The sequence below is a fragment of the Kitasatospora sp. NPDC015121 genome, assembly GCF_055562955.1.
In genome coordinates this window covers 256,848-272,475 of sequence record NZ_JBVHEH010000010.1, presented here as the reverse complement: position 1 = coordinate 272,475, position 15,628 = coordinate 256,848, and the positions used below count along the sequence as shown (strand labels likewise).

Below are 15,628 nucleotides of genomic sequence, written 5' to 3'. Positions count from 1 at the left end.
GACAGCGACAACCAGGGTTGTCGGAGAGGAGGTGAAGATGATCGACAACTCAGGTTGTCGCAACGGTGGCCCGGACGGCCGACCGCGGCTCCTCGCGCGGCCAGCGCTTGCGGGCGGCCTGGCGGGTGATGCCCAGCGACTGCCCCACCTCGCCGAAGGACGCACCGGCGGCGAGGGCCGCCCGGGCCGCCCGGTCCACGCGGTCGGCGGCGGCCAGCCGCTCGGCCTCGGCGGCGGCCAGCTCCCGGAGCGGGTCGCCGGTAGCAGGGCCGTCGGCGCCGGTGGCAGGGGTGGCGAGCAGGGGGCGCAGGCACGGTCCGAGCAAGGCGGTCAGCCGCTCGGCGGGGGCGGCGTCGACCTCCGGGACGCGCAGCAGGTAGCGGGAGACCAGCAGGCCGAGGACGACCGTGCCGACCAGGGTGGCCCGCAGCTCGACGTCCTCGCCGGTCAGGGCGTCGGCGACCGGGCTGTTGCCGGGGTCGGCGACCGCGCAGCGCACCGCCTCGGCCGCCTGGGGATGCGTCAGCATCGAGCGCAGCACCGGCATGCTGCGGTCGGGGCGGCCGTCGACGTCGGCCAGGACGTGGGCGAGCAGGCGTTCGCCCAGCTGCTCGGGCGGGCCGGAGAGCGCGCCGCCGAAGGAGAGGGCGAGCTCCGAGACCGCGTCGAACAGGCCCTCCTTGGAGCCGAAGTACTTCATCACCAGGGCCGGGTCCACCCCGGCCCGGTGGGCGACGGCGCGCACCGTCGTCTGCTCGTAGCCGAGGTCCGAGAACAGCTCGCGGGCCGCCGCCAGGATCGCCTGCCGGCTCTGGCTGCGGACCCGTCGGGTGCCGGTGCCGACCGGCGGGGACGGCGAAGGCGGCGGTGGGGAGGGCGGTGCGGCGGTCGGTTCGGGTGCGGGCACGTCGGCCTCCTGCTGGCGGGCCACTGTTGCGGCCGTGTTTCAACGCTCGTTGACCTATTCTCCGGGCGTCCCTACCATGAAAAAGTCTACAAGCGTCGACCGCGGTCGAACCCTCGGCGCTTCCCTCGCCCCGCGCTCCAGGAGCACGTCATGACCACCCGCGCCCCGAATCCGTCCGTGGTCGAACGAGTGCCGCCCGCGCCGCACGGCGCCGGCGCCCTGGCCCTGGCGGTGATCGTCACCTGCCAGCTGATGGTCGCGATCGACGGCAACGTCGTGAACATCGCGCTGCCGCGGATCCAGTCCGGCCTGGACATCTCCCCGGGCGGCCTGGCCTGGGTGTTCAGCGCCTACTCGCTCGCGTTCGGCGGCCTGCTGCTACTCGGCGGCCGGGTCAGCGACCTGCTGGGCCGGCGCCGGACGCTGGCCGGGGGGCTGCTCACGGTGGTGGCGGCCTCGCTGCTCGGCGGCGCGGCCCCGAACGCGGGACTGCTGGTCGCCGCCCGCGCCCTGCAGGGCGTCGGCTTCGCGTTCGCCGCGCCCGCCGCGCTCTCGCTGATCGCGGTGACCTTCGCCGAGGGGCCCGCCCGCACCCGGGCACTGGGCGTGTTCTCCACCGTGGCCGGCCTCGGCATCACGCTGGGGCTGATCCTCGGCGGCCTGCTCGCCACGCTCTCCTGGCGGCTGGTGTTCCTCGTCAACGTGCCGATCGGCCTGGCCGCCGTACTGCTGGCGTACCGGCACCTCCCGGAGACCGAGAGGCACCCGGGACGCCCCGACGTACCGGGCGCGCTGACCTCCACCGCAGGCACCACAGCCCTGGTGTACGGCCTGGTCCACGCCTCCTCGGCGGGCTGGGGCTCGACCGGCACCGTGGCCGCGCTGCTGCTCGGCGCCGCCCTGCTGGCCGGCTTCGTGTACGGCCAGGCCAGGGCCGCGGCCCCGCTGGTCCCGCTGTCGCTGTTCGCCCGGCGCGACCGCTCCGGCGCGTACGCGGTCTTCCTGCTGCTGTTCGCGGCGATGAGCGGCACCTACTTCCTGCTGTCGCTGTACGTCCAGGACGGCCTGGGCCTGCACCCGCTGACCGCCGGGCCGGCGTTCCTGCCGCTGGCGCTGGCCCAGTTCCTGACCGCCCGCAACGCGCCCCGGCTGATCCCCCGGTACGGGGCGAGGGCGCTGATCGTCACCGGCGCCGCCCTGCTGCTCGCCGCCAGTCTCTGGCTGTCCGCGACCGGCCCCGGCACCGGCTACTGGGGCGGCCTGCTCGGGCCGCTGCTGCTGCTCGGCGCGGGCCTCGGCACCGGCTTCGTCCCGCTCAACACGACCGTCCTGGCCGGCCTCGCGCCCCGGGAGACCGGCGCCGCCTCCGGACTGCTCCAGGCCGTCCAGCAGGTCGGCCTCTCGCTGGGCGTCGCCGTGCTGGCCACCCTCTACGGCCGGGCCGTGCACGGCACCGCCGACCCCACCCGGGCCGACCTCGCGCACGGCCTGGCCACCGCCGTGACGGCCGCCGCCGCGTTCAGCGCGCTGGCCGTCCTGATCGGCCTGTTCGTCATCCCCCGCCCGGCCGCGCCCGGGCGGACCGCCGACGCCGCGACCAAGGACACGGCGGGAAACAAGAGTTGACGCAACGTCAGAGAAGCGGCGCGCCCGGAACGAACCCCGGACGCGCCACCCACCCCGAAAGGCACCGCACGTGAGCACACCGCAGCACCTGCACCTCTCCGCCGCCCTCGACGGGGCCGGCTGGCACCCCGCCGCCCGCCACCAGCCGGACGGCACACCGCAGTTCACCCTCGACCACTGGGCCGGGCAGGCCGCCACCGCGGAGGCCGCGCTACTGGACTTCGTCACCGTCGAGGACCCGCTCTCCCGGCTGCCCGGGCCCGGCGACGACCTCGACCGGCGGCTCGGCCACACCCTGCGCCGCCTGGACGCGCTCACCCTGGCCGGCGCGCTGGCCGCCCGCACCCGGCACCTCGGCGTCATCCCCACCGTCGTCCTCAACACCGCGCGGCCCGCGCCGGTCGCCAAGGCGATAGCCAGCCTCGACCACCTGAGCGCGGGCCGGGCCGGCGTGCGCACCCAGCTCAGCCCGGACAAGCCGATCCCGCTGGAGACGCTGTTCAGCCCCGAGGTGCAGGCCCAGCTCGCCCGGATCTTCGACCGCGCCGCCGACGTGGTCGCGGTCGTCCGGGCGCTGTGGGACGGCGTGGAGGACGAGGCGCTGCTGCGCCCGCTGGCCCCCACCCGGTTCGCCGACCCGGACGCCCCGGACGCCGAAGCGGCGGCCGCCGCCGCGGAGTGGCGACTCGACCCCGCCCCGTCCACCGCGCCCCGCCCGCCGCAGGGCCACCCGGTGGTGTTCACCCTCGCGCACATCCTGATCCCGTGGCGGTACGGCGCCCGCGCCGCCGACGTGGTCGCGGTCACCCCGCACACCGCCGAGGACGTCCGCACCACCGTCGCCGAGATCCGCACCGAACAGGCCGCCGCCGGACGGGCCGACCGGACCGTGCACGTCTTCGCCGACCTGCTCGTGCACCTCGACGAGAAGCCCGGCGCGGCCGCCGACCGGCGCGACCGGCTCGACGAGACGCTCGGCACCGCACACACCTCGGACGCCCGGATCTTCGCCGGGACGCCGGCCGAACTCGCCGACCTGCTCCAGGAGTGGCAGGCCGCCGGCCTCACCGGCTACCGGCTCCGGCCCGCCACCACCGCCCACGACCTGCCCGCGATCGCCACCGGCCTGGTCCCCGAGCTGCAGCGCCGCGGCCGCTACCGCACCGCCTACGCCGAGGGCACCTTGCGCGACCGGCTCGGCCTCGGCGCCCCCTGAGCCCCCGTCGGCCGCACCCCGGCCCGCCGCCCGGCGGGCCGGTCACCACCGCCCCGGTCACCGCCCCGGTCACCGCCGCCCCGGTCACCACCCCGTTCGCCGGTACGCTCGGTGGCACCACCGGGAGCCCCCGCTCCCGAACCCGGCCCCGAACCCGGCCCCGACCCCGGGCCCAGCGCCAGCGAACGGGCCAGCTCCGCCCGGCCCTTGACGCGCAGCTTCCGGTAGGTGTGGGTGAGGTGCTGCTCGACCGTGCTGACGGTGACGAACAGCCGCTCGGCGATCTCCCGGTTGGAGTGCCCGGCCGCCGCCAGCGCCGCGACCCGCCGCTCCGAGGCGCTCAGGCCCCACTCGTCGGTGTCCGCCGCGTTCTCCCGCAGCCGCTCCAGCAGCGGACGCAGCCCGGCGGACTCGGCCAGTTCGCGGGCCTGCCGCAGCGCCTCCCGGGCTGCCCTGGGGTCGCCCGCCGCACTCCGGGCCTCGCCCAATTCGGCCAGTGCCCAGGCGTGTTCGGTGAGGTCGACGCCGTCGAGCCGGGCCGCGGCGGAGGTCAGCAGCGCGACCCGGTCGGCGGGGTCCGGCTCGCAGGCGGCCATCGCCCGCAGCGACAGGCCGGCGGTGCGCGGCGCGCCAGCCGCCGGGTGGGCCAGCTGCGCCGCCGCCAACTGCCGTGCCTCCTGCGGGCGTTCGAGGGCCAGTAGGGCGCGGGCCGCGTCGCCCCGCCAGGGCAGGAAGGAGGGCACGTCGAAGCCCCAGTCGATCAGCAGTCGCCCGCAGCGGCCGAAGTCCTCCAGCGCGGCGTCCGGTTGGCCGGCTGCCAGCCGGTGCCGCCCGCGCGCGTACAGGAACTGCGCGCCGTACCGGGAGCGGGTCAACCGGCCCGGCAGGACCGGCAGTCGGCGTTCGGCGTCGGGGCGGACGCCCAGCGCGGCGGCGGAGAGCAGCAGCGCGGAGAGCGGGGCGCCGACCCAGATGCCCCAGCCGTCCGGGGGGAGCAGTTCCAGGGAGCGGACGGAGAGCCGTTCGGCGGAGCGCTGGTCGCCGGTGCGCCAGCGGATCTCGGCCAGCGCCCCCGCCAACAGGGCCTGCCAGACCGGGATCCGGCGCGCGGTGGCCTCGCGCAGCAGCGTCGCGCACCACGGTTCGGCGGTGTCGGCCCGGTCCGCGTACAGCAGCACGTGCAGCGCGGAGACCAGCGAACCGAACGTGCTGTCCTCCAACGGCGTGGTGCGGAGCACCAGTTCGGCGGTGCGCAGGTCGTCGGGGGCGGCGCCCTGGCGCAGCACCCGGGGCAGCGCGAGGGCGGAGCGCTGCTGGGGTTCGCCGACCGGCAGGCCGGGCGGCGGGGAGGGGCGGCCGGGCGGCACCAGGTGCGGGGAGATCGCCCGCACCTGCTCCAGCGCGCGGGTCAGGTCGTCCCGGCCGACCGCGTCGGCGGGCTCCGGCCAGGTCGCCAACCGGGTGATCTCGTCCTCGGTGCCGTGCCAGGGCAGGGACCGCAGCGTGGTCACCCGCTGGCCGTCGGTCAGCTGCTCGGGCCGGTGCGCCAGCGCGCGGACGTGCCGGTACGCCGAGCGCGGGTCGCTGCGGAAGCGCACCAGGGCGCGGGCCAGCACCACCTCGGCGTCGGCCGGGTCCGCGGCGGCGGCCAGCGCCAGGCAGGCCTCGGCGAAGCCCGGGTCGTCCCGCCGCAGCGCCGCGTACGCGGCCTCCCGCAGCACCGGCCCGGCCCAGTCGGCCGAGCCGTCCCGGGCCGCCAGCAGGTGCCCGGAGACCGCCTCGGCGGCCCCGCCCGACTCGTACACCAGCTGGGCGGCGCGCAGTTCGCGGGCGGTGCGCTCGGTGTCGGAGAGGCCGTCCAGGACGGCCCGGGCCACCGCCGGGCCGCGCAGCCGCCACCCGCCGTCCACGCCGTCCGCACCGCCCCCGTCGGTCCCGTCGGCCCCGCCGCCGGTGCCGTCGCCGCCGGTGCCGTGGACCGCCAGGCCGGCGGCGGCCAGCGCGCCCAGGGCGGGGTGCGGGCCGGGCGCGGGGCGGTCCAGCAGCTGGGGGAGCAGGGCGGTGGAGCCGGAGGCGGTCAGCACGGCCAGGGCGCGGGCCGGTTCGGCGGCGGCGGACCCGGCCCGGTGCAGGCAGTCCCGGACGGCGAGGGCGAAGGCCGGGCCGGGCCGGGGCGCCGGATCGCCGGGCGCGGCGTCCTCGGCCAGCGCGCGCAGCAGCAGCGGGTTGCCGCCGGTGAGCCGGTGCCACGGGCCGGGATCGACGGGCGGGGGAGGTGGAACGGGATCGGCGGTCCCGGCGGTCCCGGCGGACGGGGCGGGCAGCAGCCGGGCCAGCAGCAGGCCGGTGCCGGCGGCGGAGAGCCGGTCCACCCGGAGCCGGGCCAGGTGCGGCAGGCGCAGCAGGGCCGCCCACCAGTCCCGGTCGGCGGCGGGGTCGCTCGGCGGGTCGGGCTCGGTGGCCACCAGCAGGACGCGGCCCTGCGGGGTCAGCGCCGCCAGCCGCGCCAGGACCAGCTGGGACGCCGGGTCGGCGTGCCGCAGGTCGTCGACGGCCAGCACCAGCGGCACCCGCCGGGCGCCCGCCGCGAACAGCTGCCACAGCTCCTGGTGCACCCGGGACGGCACCTGCCCGGCGGACGGCGGGTCGGCCGCGCAGGCCTCGTCCCGTTCCGACCGGGCCAGCAGCGCCGCCGCCGCGGCCCGCACCGGTCCGGGCAGCCGGGGCGCGCGCAGCAGCTGCCGGAGCACGCCGTACCGGGCCGAGCGCTCCGAGCAGCGCCCGGTGGCGGTCAGCACGGCGGCGCCGTGCCGTTCGGCGTGCGCGGCTAGGGCGCGCAGCAGCTCGGTCTTCCCGCACGCGGTGGGGCCGGTCACCGCGAGGACGCCGCCGGAGCCGTTCCGGCAGTCGTCCAGCAGGCGGGCGAAACGCGCGAGGTGCGGTGCGCGCTCGACCAGCGCGACGGCCGCGGCCCCGGCGGTGGCCTCGGGGGCGGTGGCCTCGGTGGCCTCGGTGGCCTCGGTGGGCGAGTCCGGACGGCGTTCGGCAGGGGTCACTTCTGCTCCCGGTGGGTCAGGTCGGGGCGGGGTCGCCGCCCGGTGCTGTCGCTGGGGGGTGTGCCGGGCCCGCCGGACCGCGCTGTCCGGGGAGAGTGCCCGTCCGCCGCGGGGCGGCGCAGGCTCCGCGGCGGACGGTCGGTCGGGGCGGAGGTCGGTCGTCAGGCGACGCCGACGGTGAGGCGGTCGCCGATCAGGGCGGCGACGGATTCCAGGTGGGCGGTCAGGTAGAAGTGGCCGCCCGGGTAGCTGCGGACCTCCAGCGGGCCGGTGGTGTGTCCGGCCCAGGCCACCGCCTCGTCCGCGGTGACCTGCGGGTCCGCGTCGCCGGTGAGCACCGTCACCGGACACTCCAGCGGCGGCCCGGGCCGGTACCGGTAGGTCTCGACCGCCCGGTAGTCGGCGCGCAGCGGCGGCAGGAACAGCGCGCGCAGCTCCGGGTCCTCCAGGACGGCGCCGACCGTGCCGCCGAGCGTGGCGAGGTGGGCGATCACCTCTTCGTCGGACGCGTCGTGCAGGGCGGAGTCGGCGCGCACGGTGTGCGGGGCGCGCCGGGCGGAGAGGATCAGCAGCCGGGGCTCCCGTCCGGTGGCCTCGGCCAGCCGCCGGGCGGTCTCGTAGGCGAGCAGCGCGCCCATGCTGTGGCCGAGCAGCGCGGGGGGTTCGGGCAGCCAGTCCGGCAGCAGCACCTCGGCGATCCGGTCGGCGAGTTCGTGCAGGTCGCCGACCGGCGGTTCGGCGTACCGGTCCTGTCGGCCCGGGTACTGCAGGGCGGTGACCTCGGCGCGGCCGCGGAGCGCCGCGGACAGCGGGTGCCAGAAGGTGGCCGTCCCGCCGGCGTGCGGGAAGCACACCAGTCGGGGCGTCCCGGGCTCCTGGGGGTGGTAGCGGCGCAGCCAGTCGTCCTCCGCGGTCATGCGGGGGAACTCCCTTCGATCAGTGGGCGGTTGCTCGTCCGGCGCGGACGGACGGCGGGTCAGTCGACCCGGACGCCGCCCGAGACGGCGGCCAACAGCCGTTCGGTGTAGGGGTGTTGCGGCCGGTCGAAGACCTCGTGGACGTCGCCGCTCTCTACCGCGGCGCCGTCCTTCATCACGATCAACCGGTCACTCACATGGTGCACCACACCCAGGTCGTGCGAGATGAAAAGCAGCGCCAAGCCGAGTTCCCGCTGGAGTTCGGTGAGCAGGTCGAGCACCTGGGCCTGCACCGAGACGTCGAGGGCCGACACCGGCTCGTCGCAGACCAGCAGCCGCGGTTCGACGGCCAACGCCCGGGCGATCGCCACCCGTTGGCGCTGTCCGCCGGAGAGCCGCCCGGGGCGGGCCCGCAGGACGGTGGCGGGCAGGCCGACCTGGTCGAGCAGTTCCAGGGTGCGGGCCTCCCGGGCGGCGCGCGCCAGGCCGGTCGCGGCCAGCGCCTCGCCGACGATCCGGCGCACGTCGTGGCGCGGGTCGAAGGAGCCCAGCGGGTCCTGCTGGACGGTCTGCACCAGCCGCCGCCGCTCCCGCCGCCGCCGCTCGGGCAGGCCGGACCACGGCTCGCCGGCGAAGCGCACGGTGCCCGCGTCGGGCTCCAGCAGGCCGAGGGCGATCCGGGCGACGGTGGTCTTCCCGGAGCCGGACTCGCCGACCAGCCCGAGCGTCTCGCCCGCCGCGACCTGGAACGACACCCCGCGCACCACCTGCTGCACCGACCCGTCCGGGCCCCGGTAGGACTTCTCCAGGCCCTCCGCCGCCAGCAGCACCGGCCGGTCCGCGACCGGCACCGCCGCTGCGGGCTCGCGCAACACGGGCGCGGCGAGCGGGAGTTCCCCGCCCGGGTGCCAGCAGCGCACCCCGTGCCCGGCCGCGTCGGGTCCGGCCGGATCGTGCCTGGCCGAATCGGGCCCGGCCGGATCGGGTTCCGGCAGCGCGACCAGGCAGCGCTCCTCGGCGAACGCGCAGCGCGCCGCGTACGGGCAGCCGTCCGGCCCGGCCGCCCCGACGAGCGCGGGGGCGGGGCGGACGGACAGCGGGCCGCCCTTGCGCTCGCGGCGCGGCACGGCGGCCAGCAGCGCCCGGGTGTACGGGTGCCGGGGGTCGCCGAGCACCCGCTCGGCCGGGCCCTGCTCGACCACGGTGCCCGCGTACATCACGGCGACCCGGTCGGCGAGCCGGCCGACCACTGCCAGGTCGTGGCTGATCAGCAGCAGCGAGGTGCCGCCCGCGACCAGCTCGCCCAGCAGGTCGAGGACCTGGGCCTGCACGGTGGCGTCGAGCGCGGTGGTCGGCTCGTCCGCGATCAGCAGCTCGGGGCCGCCGGCCAGCGCGGAGGCGATCAGCGCGCGCTGGCGCAGGCCGCCGGAGAGCTGGTGCGGGTACTGCGCGGCGCGGCGCTCCGGTTCGGGCACGCCGACGTCCGCGAGCAGGCCGAGGATCCGCTTCCGGGTCTCGGCGCGCGGCGCGGGCCGGTGCAGGCCGAGTACCTCGCCGATCTCGGCGCCGACGGTGCGCAGCGGGTCGAGCGAGACCAGCGCGTCCTGCAGGACCAGGCCGATCCGGCGCCCGCGCACCCCCCGCCAGCCGCGCTCGTCCAGGCTCCGCAGGTCGGTGCCGTCGAACTCCAACCGCCCCGCCTGCACCGAGGACTGACGGCCCGTCAGGCCGACCAGGGTCCGGGCGGTGACGCTCTTGCCGGAACCGGACTCGCCGACCAGCGCCAGGCACTCGCCGCGCTCCAGCCGCAGCGAGACCCCGCGCACCGCGGGCACGCCGCCGAACGCGACCCGCAGGTCGTCGACGGCCAGCAGCGGGGGAACGGCGGCCGCCGCCGCGGGGACGGTCGGCGCGGGGGACGGGGTGCTCATGCGGACCTCCGGGTGAAGCGCTGCTGCAGGTGGCGGCCGACCACGGTGACGGCGACCACGGTCACGGTGACCGCCGCGCCCGGGAACACCCCGAGCCACCAGGCGGTCTCCAGGAAGCCCCGGCCCTCGGCGAGCATCGCGCCCCACTCGGGGGACGGCGGGCGCGGGCCGAGGCCGAGGAAGCTGAGCGCGGACGCCGCGATCAGCGCGGTGCCGAACCCGACGGTCGCCAGGGTCAGCAGCGGCGCCAGCGAGTTCGGCAGCACGTGCCGCAGGACCAGCAGCGGCCGGGGCACGCCGAGCGCCACCGCCGCCTCCACGTACCCGGAGCGGCGCACCAGCAGCGCCTCGGAGCGCACCATCCGGCCGTAGCCGGGCACCAGGGCGAAGCCCAGCGCGAGCACCAGGTTCCCGGTGCCGGTGCCGAGCACCGCGATCGCCAGCAGCGCCAGCAGGGTCGCGGGCAGCGCCAGCAGCACGTCGGCGGCGCGCATCAGCACCTGGTCGGCCCAGCGCCCGCCGAGCGCGGCCGCCAGGCCCAGCACGGCGCCGCCGGCCATCGCGATCACCGTCGACCCGAAGCCGATCGACAGCGCCGGCCCGGCGCCGTGCACCAGCCGGGACCACAGGTCGCGGCCGAGCTGGTCGGTGCCCAGCAGGTGGGCGGAGCCCGGCCCCTGGAGGGCGTTCAGCGGGTCGGTGGCGGTCGGCGGGGCCGAGGCGAACAGGCCCGGCGCGAGCGCGGCCAGCACGATCAGCGCCAGCAGCAGGCCGGCCGCGAGCACCGCCCACGGCGGCCGCCGCACCGTGGTCGAGGAAGTGGGGGAGGCCACCGGATCACCTGCTCCCGAGTCGGGGGTCGAGCACGGTGTAGAGCGCGTCCACCACCGCGGAGATCACCACGAACGCCAGCGCGGAGAACAGCACCACGCCGATCACCACCGGCACGTCCCGGCTGTTGACCGCGCCGAGCACCAGCGCGCCCACCCCGGGCCGGCCGAACACCGCCTCCACCAGCACCGTCCCGCCCAGCAGCGAGCCGGTCAGCCAGCCGGTCAGCGTCACCATCGGCACCGCGGCGTGCCGCAGCGCGTGCCGCACCACCAGCGCCGTCCGCCCGCGCCCGCGGGCCCGTACGGTCACCGCGAACGGCTGCGCCAGCGCCGCCTCCAGGCCCTCGCGCAGCACCTGGGCGAGCGTCCCGGCCAGCGGCAGCGCCAGCGTCACGGCGGGCAGCACCAGCGAGCCGAAACCGTCCGCCCCCGCGACCGGGAACCAGCGCAGGTGGAAGGAGAACACCGTCAGCAGCACCAGGCCCAGCCAGTACGAGGGAGTGGAGACCGCGACCAGCTCCCACGCCCCGGTCAGCGCCCGCAGCCCCGGCCGCCGCCCGGCGGTGGCCACCGCCGAGACGGCCGCCACCAGCAGCGCCAGCAGCACCGCCGCACCCACCAACTGCAGGGTGGGACCCAGCTGCTCGCCGACCAGCCCGGCCACCGGCCGCTGCAACTGGTACGACTGGCCGAGGTCACCGCGCAGCAGCTGCCCCAGGAAGTGCAGGTACTGGCTGAACACCGGCTGGTCGAAGCCCAGTTGGTGCCGGATCTGCTCGCGGACCTCCGGCGAGGTGGTGGTCGACGGGCCGAGCAGCACCGCCACCGGGTCGCCCGGGATCAGCTGCAGCGCGGCGAACGCCAGCGTCGCCGCGCCGAACAGCACCGCCAGCGCCCCCGCCAGCCGGCGCGGCAGCGCCCGCAGCAGCCACCGCAGCAGCGCGGCCGGGGCCGGGCCCCGCGACGGCCGCTTCGCCGTCGCGGGGCCCGGGTGCACCGCTGTCACGCGGTGCGCCAGGTGTCGTAGAAGCTCAGCCAGGTGTCCGAGTCGAAGCTCAGCCCGCCGACCTTCGCCGACGCGCCGGTCAGCGCGTACGGCGTGTACACCGGGACGACGGTGGCCAGCTCGACCGCCCGCTTCTGCACCTTCGTGTACAGCTCGGAGCGCTGGCCGGCGTCCAGGGTGGCCCGGGCCGCGTTGGTCCACTCGTCGAGCTGCGCGTCCGGCAGGAAGGTCGCGTTGATGCCGCCCTTGGCAGGATCGGAACCGGAGTTGAGGAACAGCCAGAGCACGTCCGGCTCGAACCGGGCCCAGGCCAGGTCGACGATGTTGGCCTTGCCGCCGTACACCAGGGTCGAGTAGCCGCCGACGTCCAGCGCCGGGCGCTGCACCTCCACGCCGATCTTCTTCAGGTCGGCCTGGAAGGCCTGGCCGAGGATGTCGCGGCTCTGCTGCGTGGCGGTCGCGGTCAGCTGCGGCCACACCAGGGTCAGCCGCTTGCCGTCCTTGGTGCGGTAGCCGTCACCGTCCCGGCTGGTCCAACCCGCCTCGTCCAGCAGCTTGTTCGACAGCGACTGGTCGAACGGCCAGGAGCCCTCCAGCTCCTTGGCGTAGCCCGGGGTGGTCGCCGAGATCGGGCTCCAGGCGCGCGGGAACTGCCCGAACTGCACGGACTTCACGTCCAGTTCGACGTCGATGCCGCGCTGCACGGCCTGCCGGACCTTCTGGTCGTCCAGCGGCGCCAGCGAACCGTTCAGCCACAGGTTGTAGTTCCCGCCCGGCTGCGCCTGGGTGAGCAGCTTCAGCTTCGAGTCGGCCTTCACCGAGGCGACGCTCTGCGGCGGCACCGCCTTGACCACCTGCACCTGCCCGCTGCTCAGCGCGCCGACCCGTACCGAGGCGTCCGGCAGGAACCGCACCACGAACTTGTCCAGGTACGCCGGACCGGTGTGCTTCGCGGTCGGCGGCGCCCACTGGTAGGCCGGGTTCTTCTCGAACACCGCCTCCTGGCCCTTGCTGTACGACACGAACCTGAACGGCCCGGTGCCGACGTCCGCCGCCCCGCCCTGGCCGAGCTTCGCCGCGCTGTCGGCCAGCGCCTTCGGCGAGTAGAAGCCCAGGTAGGTGGTGGACGCGGCCTGCAGGAACGGCGCGGACGGCTGGGCGAAGTCGACCCGGACGGTGGCCGGGTCGAGCACCGTGGTGCCGGTGTAGGAGCCCAACAGGTTCGCCGCGTACTGCGACTTGGTGTCCTTCGCCACGATGTGGTCGAAGTTGGCCTTCACCGAGGCGGCGTCGAACGGCGTCCCGTCGTGGAACTTCACGTCGGTGCGCAGGTGGAAGGTGAAGCTCTTCAGGTCCGGCGCCACCTCCCAGGAGGTGGCCAGCCACGGGTGGAACTTGCCCTCGGCGTCCTCCGACACCAGCGAGTCGAACACCTGGCGCTGCAACTCGGCGGTGAGGTCCTGGGTCGACACGTGCGGGTCCCAGGACACCGGCTCGGTGTCCACCGCGTACGTCAACGTGCCGCCGGCCACCGGCTTGCCCGCGTCCGCGGAAGCCCCGCCGCCGCCCTTCGCGCCGGAGCACCCGGTCAGCAGCAGGGCGCCGACGACGGCGGGCACGAACACCCGGGCCGGGCCGGGTCTGGGAATGCGCATGGGAATCTTTCCTCCGTACTGATCTCACGTACCGCGTGAAGTGCCGTGCGAACGCGCCCGCTGTTTCCGGGTGTTGCGTTCTGATGACATGCCTCCGACCTGCGCCGGAGCCAAGAAGCCTGCTGTCAGAGAAAGTTGACCGATCGTCGGGTACAGCGCCCTGCCCTGTCGCGGTTCCGCGCTGTTAGCCTCGGCGAATGACCGCGACACTGGACATCGGGGCGCTGCGCAGCCTCACCGCGATCGGCGACCACGGCGGCTTCCACCGCGCCGCGGCGGCCCTGGGCATCTCCCAGTCCGCCGTCAGCCAGCACGTCCGGCGCCTCGAACGCACCCTCGGGCACGCCCTGGTGGAGCGCAGCGGCCGCGGCATCCGGTTCACCGCCACCGGCGAGCTCGCCCTCACCGAGGCCCGCCGGGTGCTCGCCGCCCACGACGAGGCGCTGGTGCGGCTCGGCGTCACCGAACCCGCCGAGAGCGGCTACCTGATCGGCTCCACCGAGCACGTCGCCGAAGGCGTCCTGCCCGCGATCACCCGCACCGTCACCAGCCAACTCCCGGGCCGCACCGTCCGGTTCCGGCTCGACCGGGGCGGTCGGCTGCACGAGGCGCTGGACGAGGGCGCGCTCGACGCCGCCGTGTTCATCGGCGACAACGGCGGCCGCCCCGGCGAGGTGGCCGGCGGCGTCCCGCTGTCCTGGTTCGCCGCCCCCGACTGGGGCGTGCCCGACCCGGGCACGCCCGTCCCGCTGGTCGCCATCGACGGCCCCTGCGTGCTGCGCGACCGCGCGCTGACCGCGCTGCGGGCCGACGGCCGGGCCGTCACCGTGATCGCCGAAGCCGCCCAACTCGCGGGCGTGATCGGCGCGGTGCGCGGCGGGCTGGGCGTCGCCCTGCTCGCCGACCACGGCCCGCCGCCGCCCGGGCTGGTCCGACTGCGCGACCTGCCCGCCGTCCCGCCCGAACCCCTCTACCTGCGCTACCGGGCCGGCGCCCCGGAGCAGCTGACCGGGGTGCTGCGCAGCGCGCTGGACAACCTGGCCCCCCGCCCCTAGGGCGGGGAGCCGGGCGGCGGCGACGACGGCGGGCCGGGGGCTCACGCGAACCGCTGCCCGTAGTCGTTCAGCGCCGACGTGCCGATCGCCAGCAGGGCCGCGTCCTCCTGCGGGGCGTGCACCCCGGCCGCCTGCACGTCGCGGAAGATCCGCTCCAGCGGGCCGGTCTGCGACAGCGCGGAGCTGCCCAGCAGCCGCACCGCGAGCTCCACCGCCCGGGTCAGGTCGCGGATCACCGCGACCTTCGCCGCCAGCGCCTCCACCCCCGACACCACCTCGCCGCGGTCCAGCTTCCCGGCGATCGCGAACACCAGCTGCTCGGCCGTCGACAGCAGCACCTCGATCTCGCCCGCCGTCCGGCGGAACCGCTCGGTGACGCCCACCGGCCGCCCCAGCTGGCTGGGCACCTTGGTGTACCCGACGTGGTGCACGTGGTCCTGCGCCGCCCGGGCCGCGCCCAGGTACAGCGAGGCCGAGATCAGCAGGATCGCGTTGGCGTGCTCCTGGTCCGGCGCGGGGCCGCCGCCGGCCGGGCGCGGCGCGTCGAAGCCGTCGAACTCGATCAGGTCGTCCGGACCGACCTCCACGTCGGTGAACACCACCTCGTGGCTGACCGTCGCCCGCATGCCCAGCTGCCGCCAGGTCGGCAGGATCTCGATGCCCGGCGACCCGCCCGGCACCACGAACACCGCCAGCCGGGGCTGCGGCTCGTCGGTGACCGCCCACAGCAGGAAGTACGCCAGCCCCTCCGCGCCCGTCACGAAGCGCTTGCGGCCGGTGATCGCCCAGCCGTTCGCGGTGCGGCGGGCCACCGTGCCGCCGCCCGGCCCGGAGTCCGGCTCCGCCCGGGCGTGGTTGAGCAGGGTGGGCCGCTCGGCCGACTCGGCCAGGATCCGCCGGTACAGCGCCGCCGGCCACGGGCGGCCGGGCGCCAGCACGTGCGGCACCAGCGTCATGGTGGCGATCAGCGCCACCGAGGTGTCGCCCCGTCCCAGCGCCAGCAGGATCCGTGCCAGGTCACCGAACGAGACGCCCGGCCCGCCCCACTCCTCGCCCACCGTCGCGGTCAGCAGCCCCGCCTCGTGCAGCAACCGGATCGCCGCGTGCGGGAACTCGCCGGTCCGGTCGTACTCGCCCGCGGTGTCGGCGAGCGCCGAGGTGATCTCGTCCAGCCGGGACAGGTCGGGCTTCGGCAGCCGGAAACCCCCGGCCGGAGCCGGAGCGGCGGCCGGGAAGGACGTCGGAAGGGGAGCGGCCGCGGGGTCGCCGGCGGGCGGGGCGGTGCTGGTCATGGCGTGTCCTCGGGGAGGCAGGGGGCACGGGGAGGCAGGACCGGCCGGCGGCACCGGGCGGGCAGGCCGCGGTGGCCGGACGGCACGGCGGCCGGACCGGAGTCAGGGGCAGGAGGAAGGCGGGGGAACGGCGC

At 76.7% G+C, this 15,628-nt stretch carries 11 protein-coding genes; 3 read left to right on the top strand and 8 right to left on the bottom strand.

Annotation, left to right across the window (positions count from 1 at the left end):
- Positions 1–49: 49 nt before the first annotated feature.
- Positions 50–907 (bottom strand): TetR/AcrR family transcriptional regulator, encoded by an 858-nt coding sequence (locus ACZ3J7_RS17340; RefSeq protein WP_465621564.1) that lies wholly within the window; start codon positions 905–907, stop codon positions 50–52.
- 150 nt (positions 908–1,057) lie between these two features.
- On the opposite strand from ACZ3J7_RS17340, the gene ACZ3J7_RS17335 reads away from it, so the two are divergent.
- Both ACZ3J7_RS17335 and ACZ3J7_RS17330 read left to right on the top strand, forming a co-directional pair.
- The gene (locus tag ACZ3J7_RS17335; protein ID WP_465621561.1) at positions 1,058–2,533 is read left to right on the top strand and encodes an MFS transporter; all 1,476 of its coding nucleotides are present in this window, start codon (positions 1,058–1,060) and stop codon (positions 2,531–2,533) included.
- A 70-nt stretch (positions 2,534–2,603) separates the two neighbouring features.
- Positions 2,604–3,749, top strand: a complete 1,146-nt coding sequence (locus ACZ3J7_RS17330; protein WP_465621560.1) for an LLM class flavin-dependent oxidoreductase — start codon at positions 2,604–2,606, stop codon at positions 3,747–3,749.
- Here the strand turns inward: ACZ3J7_RS17330 and ACZ3J7_RS17325 are convergent.
- The 6 genes from ACZ3J7_RS17325 to ACZ3J7_RS17300 all read right to left on the bottom strand — a co-directional run bounded on the left by ACZ3J7_RS17325 (position 3,701) and on the right by ACZ3J7_RS17300 (position 13,147).
- On the bottom strand, positions 3,701–6,805 hold the full coding sequence (locus ACZ3J7_RS17325; RefSeq protein WP_465621558.1) for a helix-turn-helix transcriptional regulator: 3,105 nt from the start codon (positions 6,803–6,805) through the stop codon (positions 3,701–3,703). The two genes, ACZ3J7_RS17330 and ACZ3J7_RS17325, sit on opposite strands and share 49 nt — an antisense overlap.
- Positions 6,806–6,966: 161 nt before the next feature.
- Positions 6,967–7,722: a thioesterase II family protein gene (locus ACZ3J7_RS17320; RefSeq protein WP_465621556.1), complete on the bottom strand. Its 756-nt coding sequence runs from the start codon at positions 7,720–7,722 to the stop codon at positions 6,967–6,969.
- A 59-nt stretch (positions 7,723–7,781) separates the two neighbouring features.
- Complete coding sequence (locus ACZ3J7_RS17315) at positions 7,782–9,653, bottom strand: dipeptide ABC transporter ATP-binding protein (protein WP_465621554.1); 1,872 nt, start codon at positions 9,651–9,653, stop codon at positions 7,782–7,784.
- Entirely contained in the window at positions 9,650–10,486 is an 837-nt protein-coding gene (locus tag ACZ3J7_RS17310; RefSeq protein WP_465621552.1) for an ABC transporter permease, read from the bottom strand. Before ACZ3J7_RS17310 ends, ACZ3J7_RS17315 begins: the two co-directional genes overlap by 4 nt.
- Positions 10,487–10,490: 4 nt before the next feature.
- A complete protein-coding gene (locus tag ACZ3J7_RS17305) occupies positions 10,491–11,492 on the bottom strand; it encodes an ABC transporter permease (RefSeq protein WP_465621550.1) in 1,002 nt (333 codons plus the stop codon).
- On the bottom strand, positions 11,489–13,147 hold the full coding sequence (locus ACZ3J7_RS17300; RefSeq protein ID WP_465621548.1) for an ABC transporter substrate-binding protein: 1,659 nt from the start codon (positions 13,145–13,147) through the stop codon (positions 11,489–11,491). The genes ACZ3J7_RS17305 and ACZ3J7_RS17300 overlap by 4 nt, the downstream gene beginning before the upstream one ends.
- A 197-nt stretch (positions 13,148–13,344) precedes the next feature.
- On the opposite strand from ACZ3J7_RS17300, the gene ACZ3J7_RS17295 reads away from it, so the two are divergent.
- Positions 13,345–14,202 carry a LysR family transcriptional regulator gene (locus ACZ3J7_RS17295; protein WP_465621547.1) on the top strand — a complete coding sequence of 286 codons (858 nt, stop codon included), beginning with the start codon at positions 13,345–13,347 and terminating at the stop codon, positions 14,200–14,202.
- 41 nt (positions 14,203–14,243) lie between these two features.
- Here the strand turns inward: ACZ3J7_RS17295 and ACZ3J7_RS17290 are convergent, their stop codons facing one another.
- Positions 14,244–15,494, bottom strand: coding sequence for an acyl-CoA dehydrogenase family protein (locus ACZ3J7_RS17290; protein ID WP_465621545.1), 1,251 nt, complete (start codon positions 15,492–15,494; stop codon positions 14,244–14,246).
- Positions 15,495–15,628: the final 134 nt, after the last annotated feature.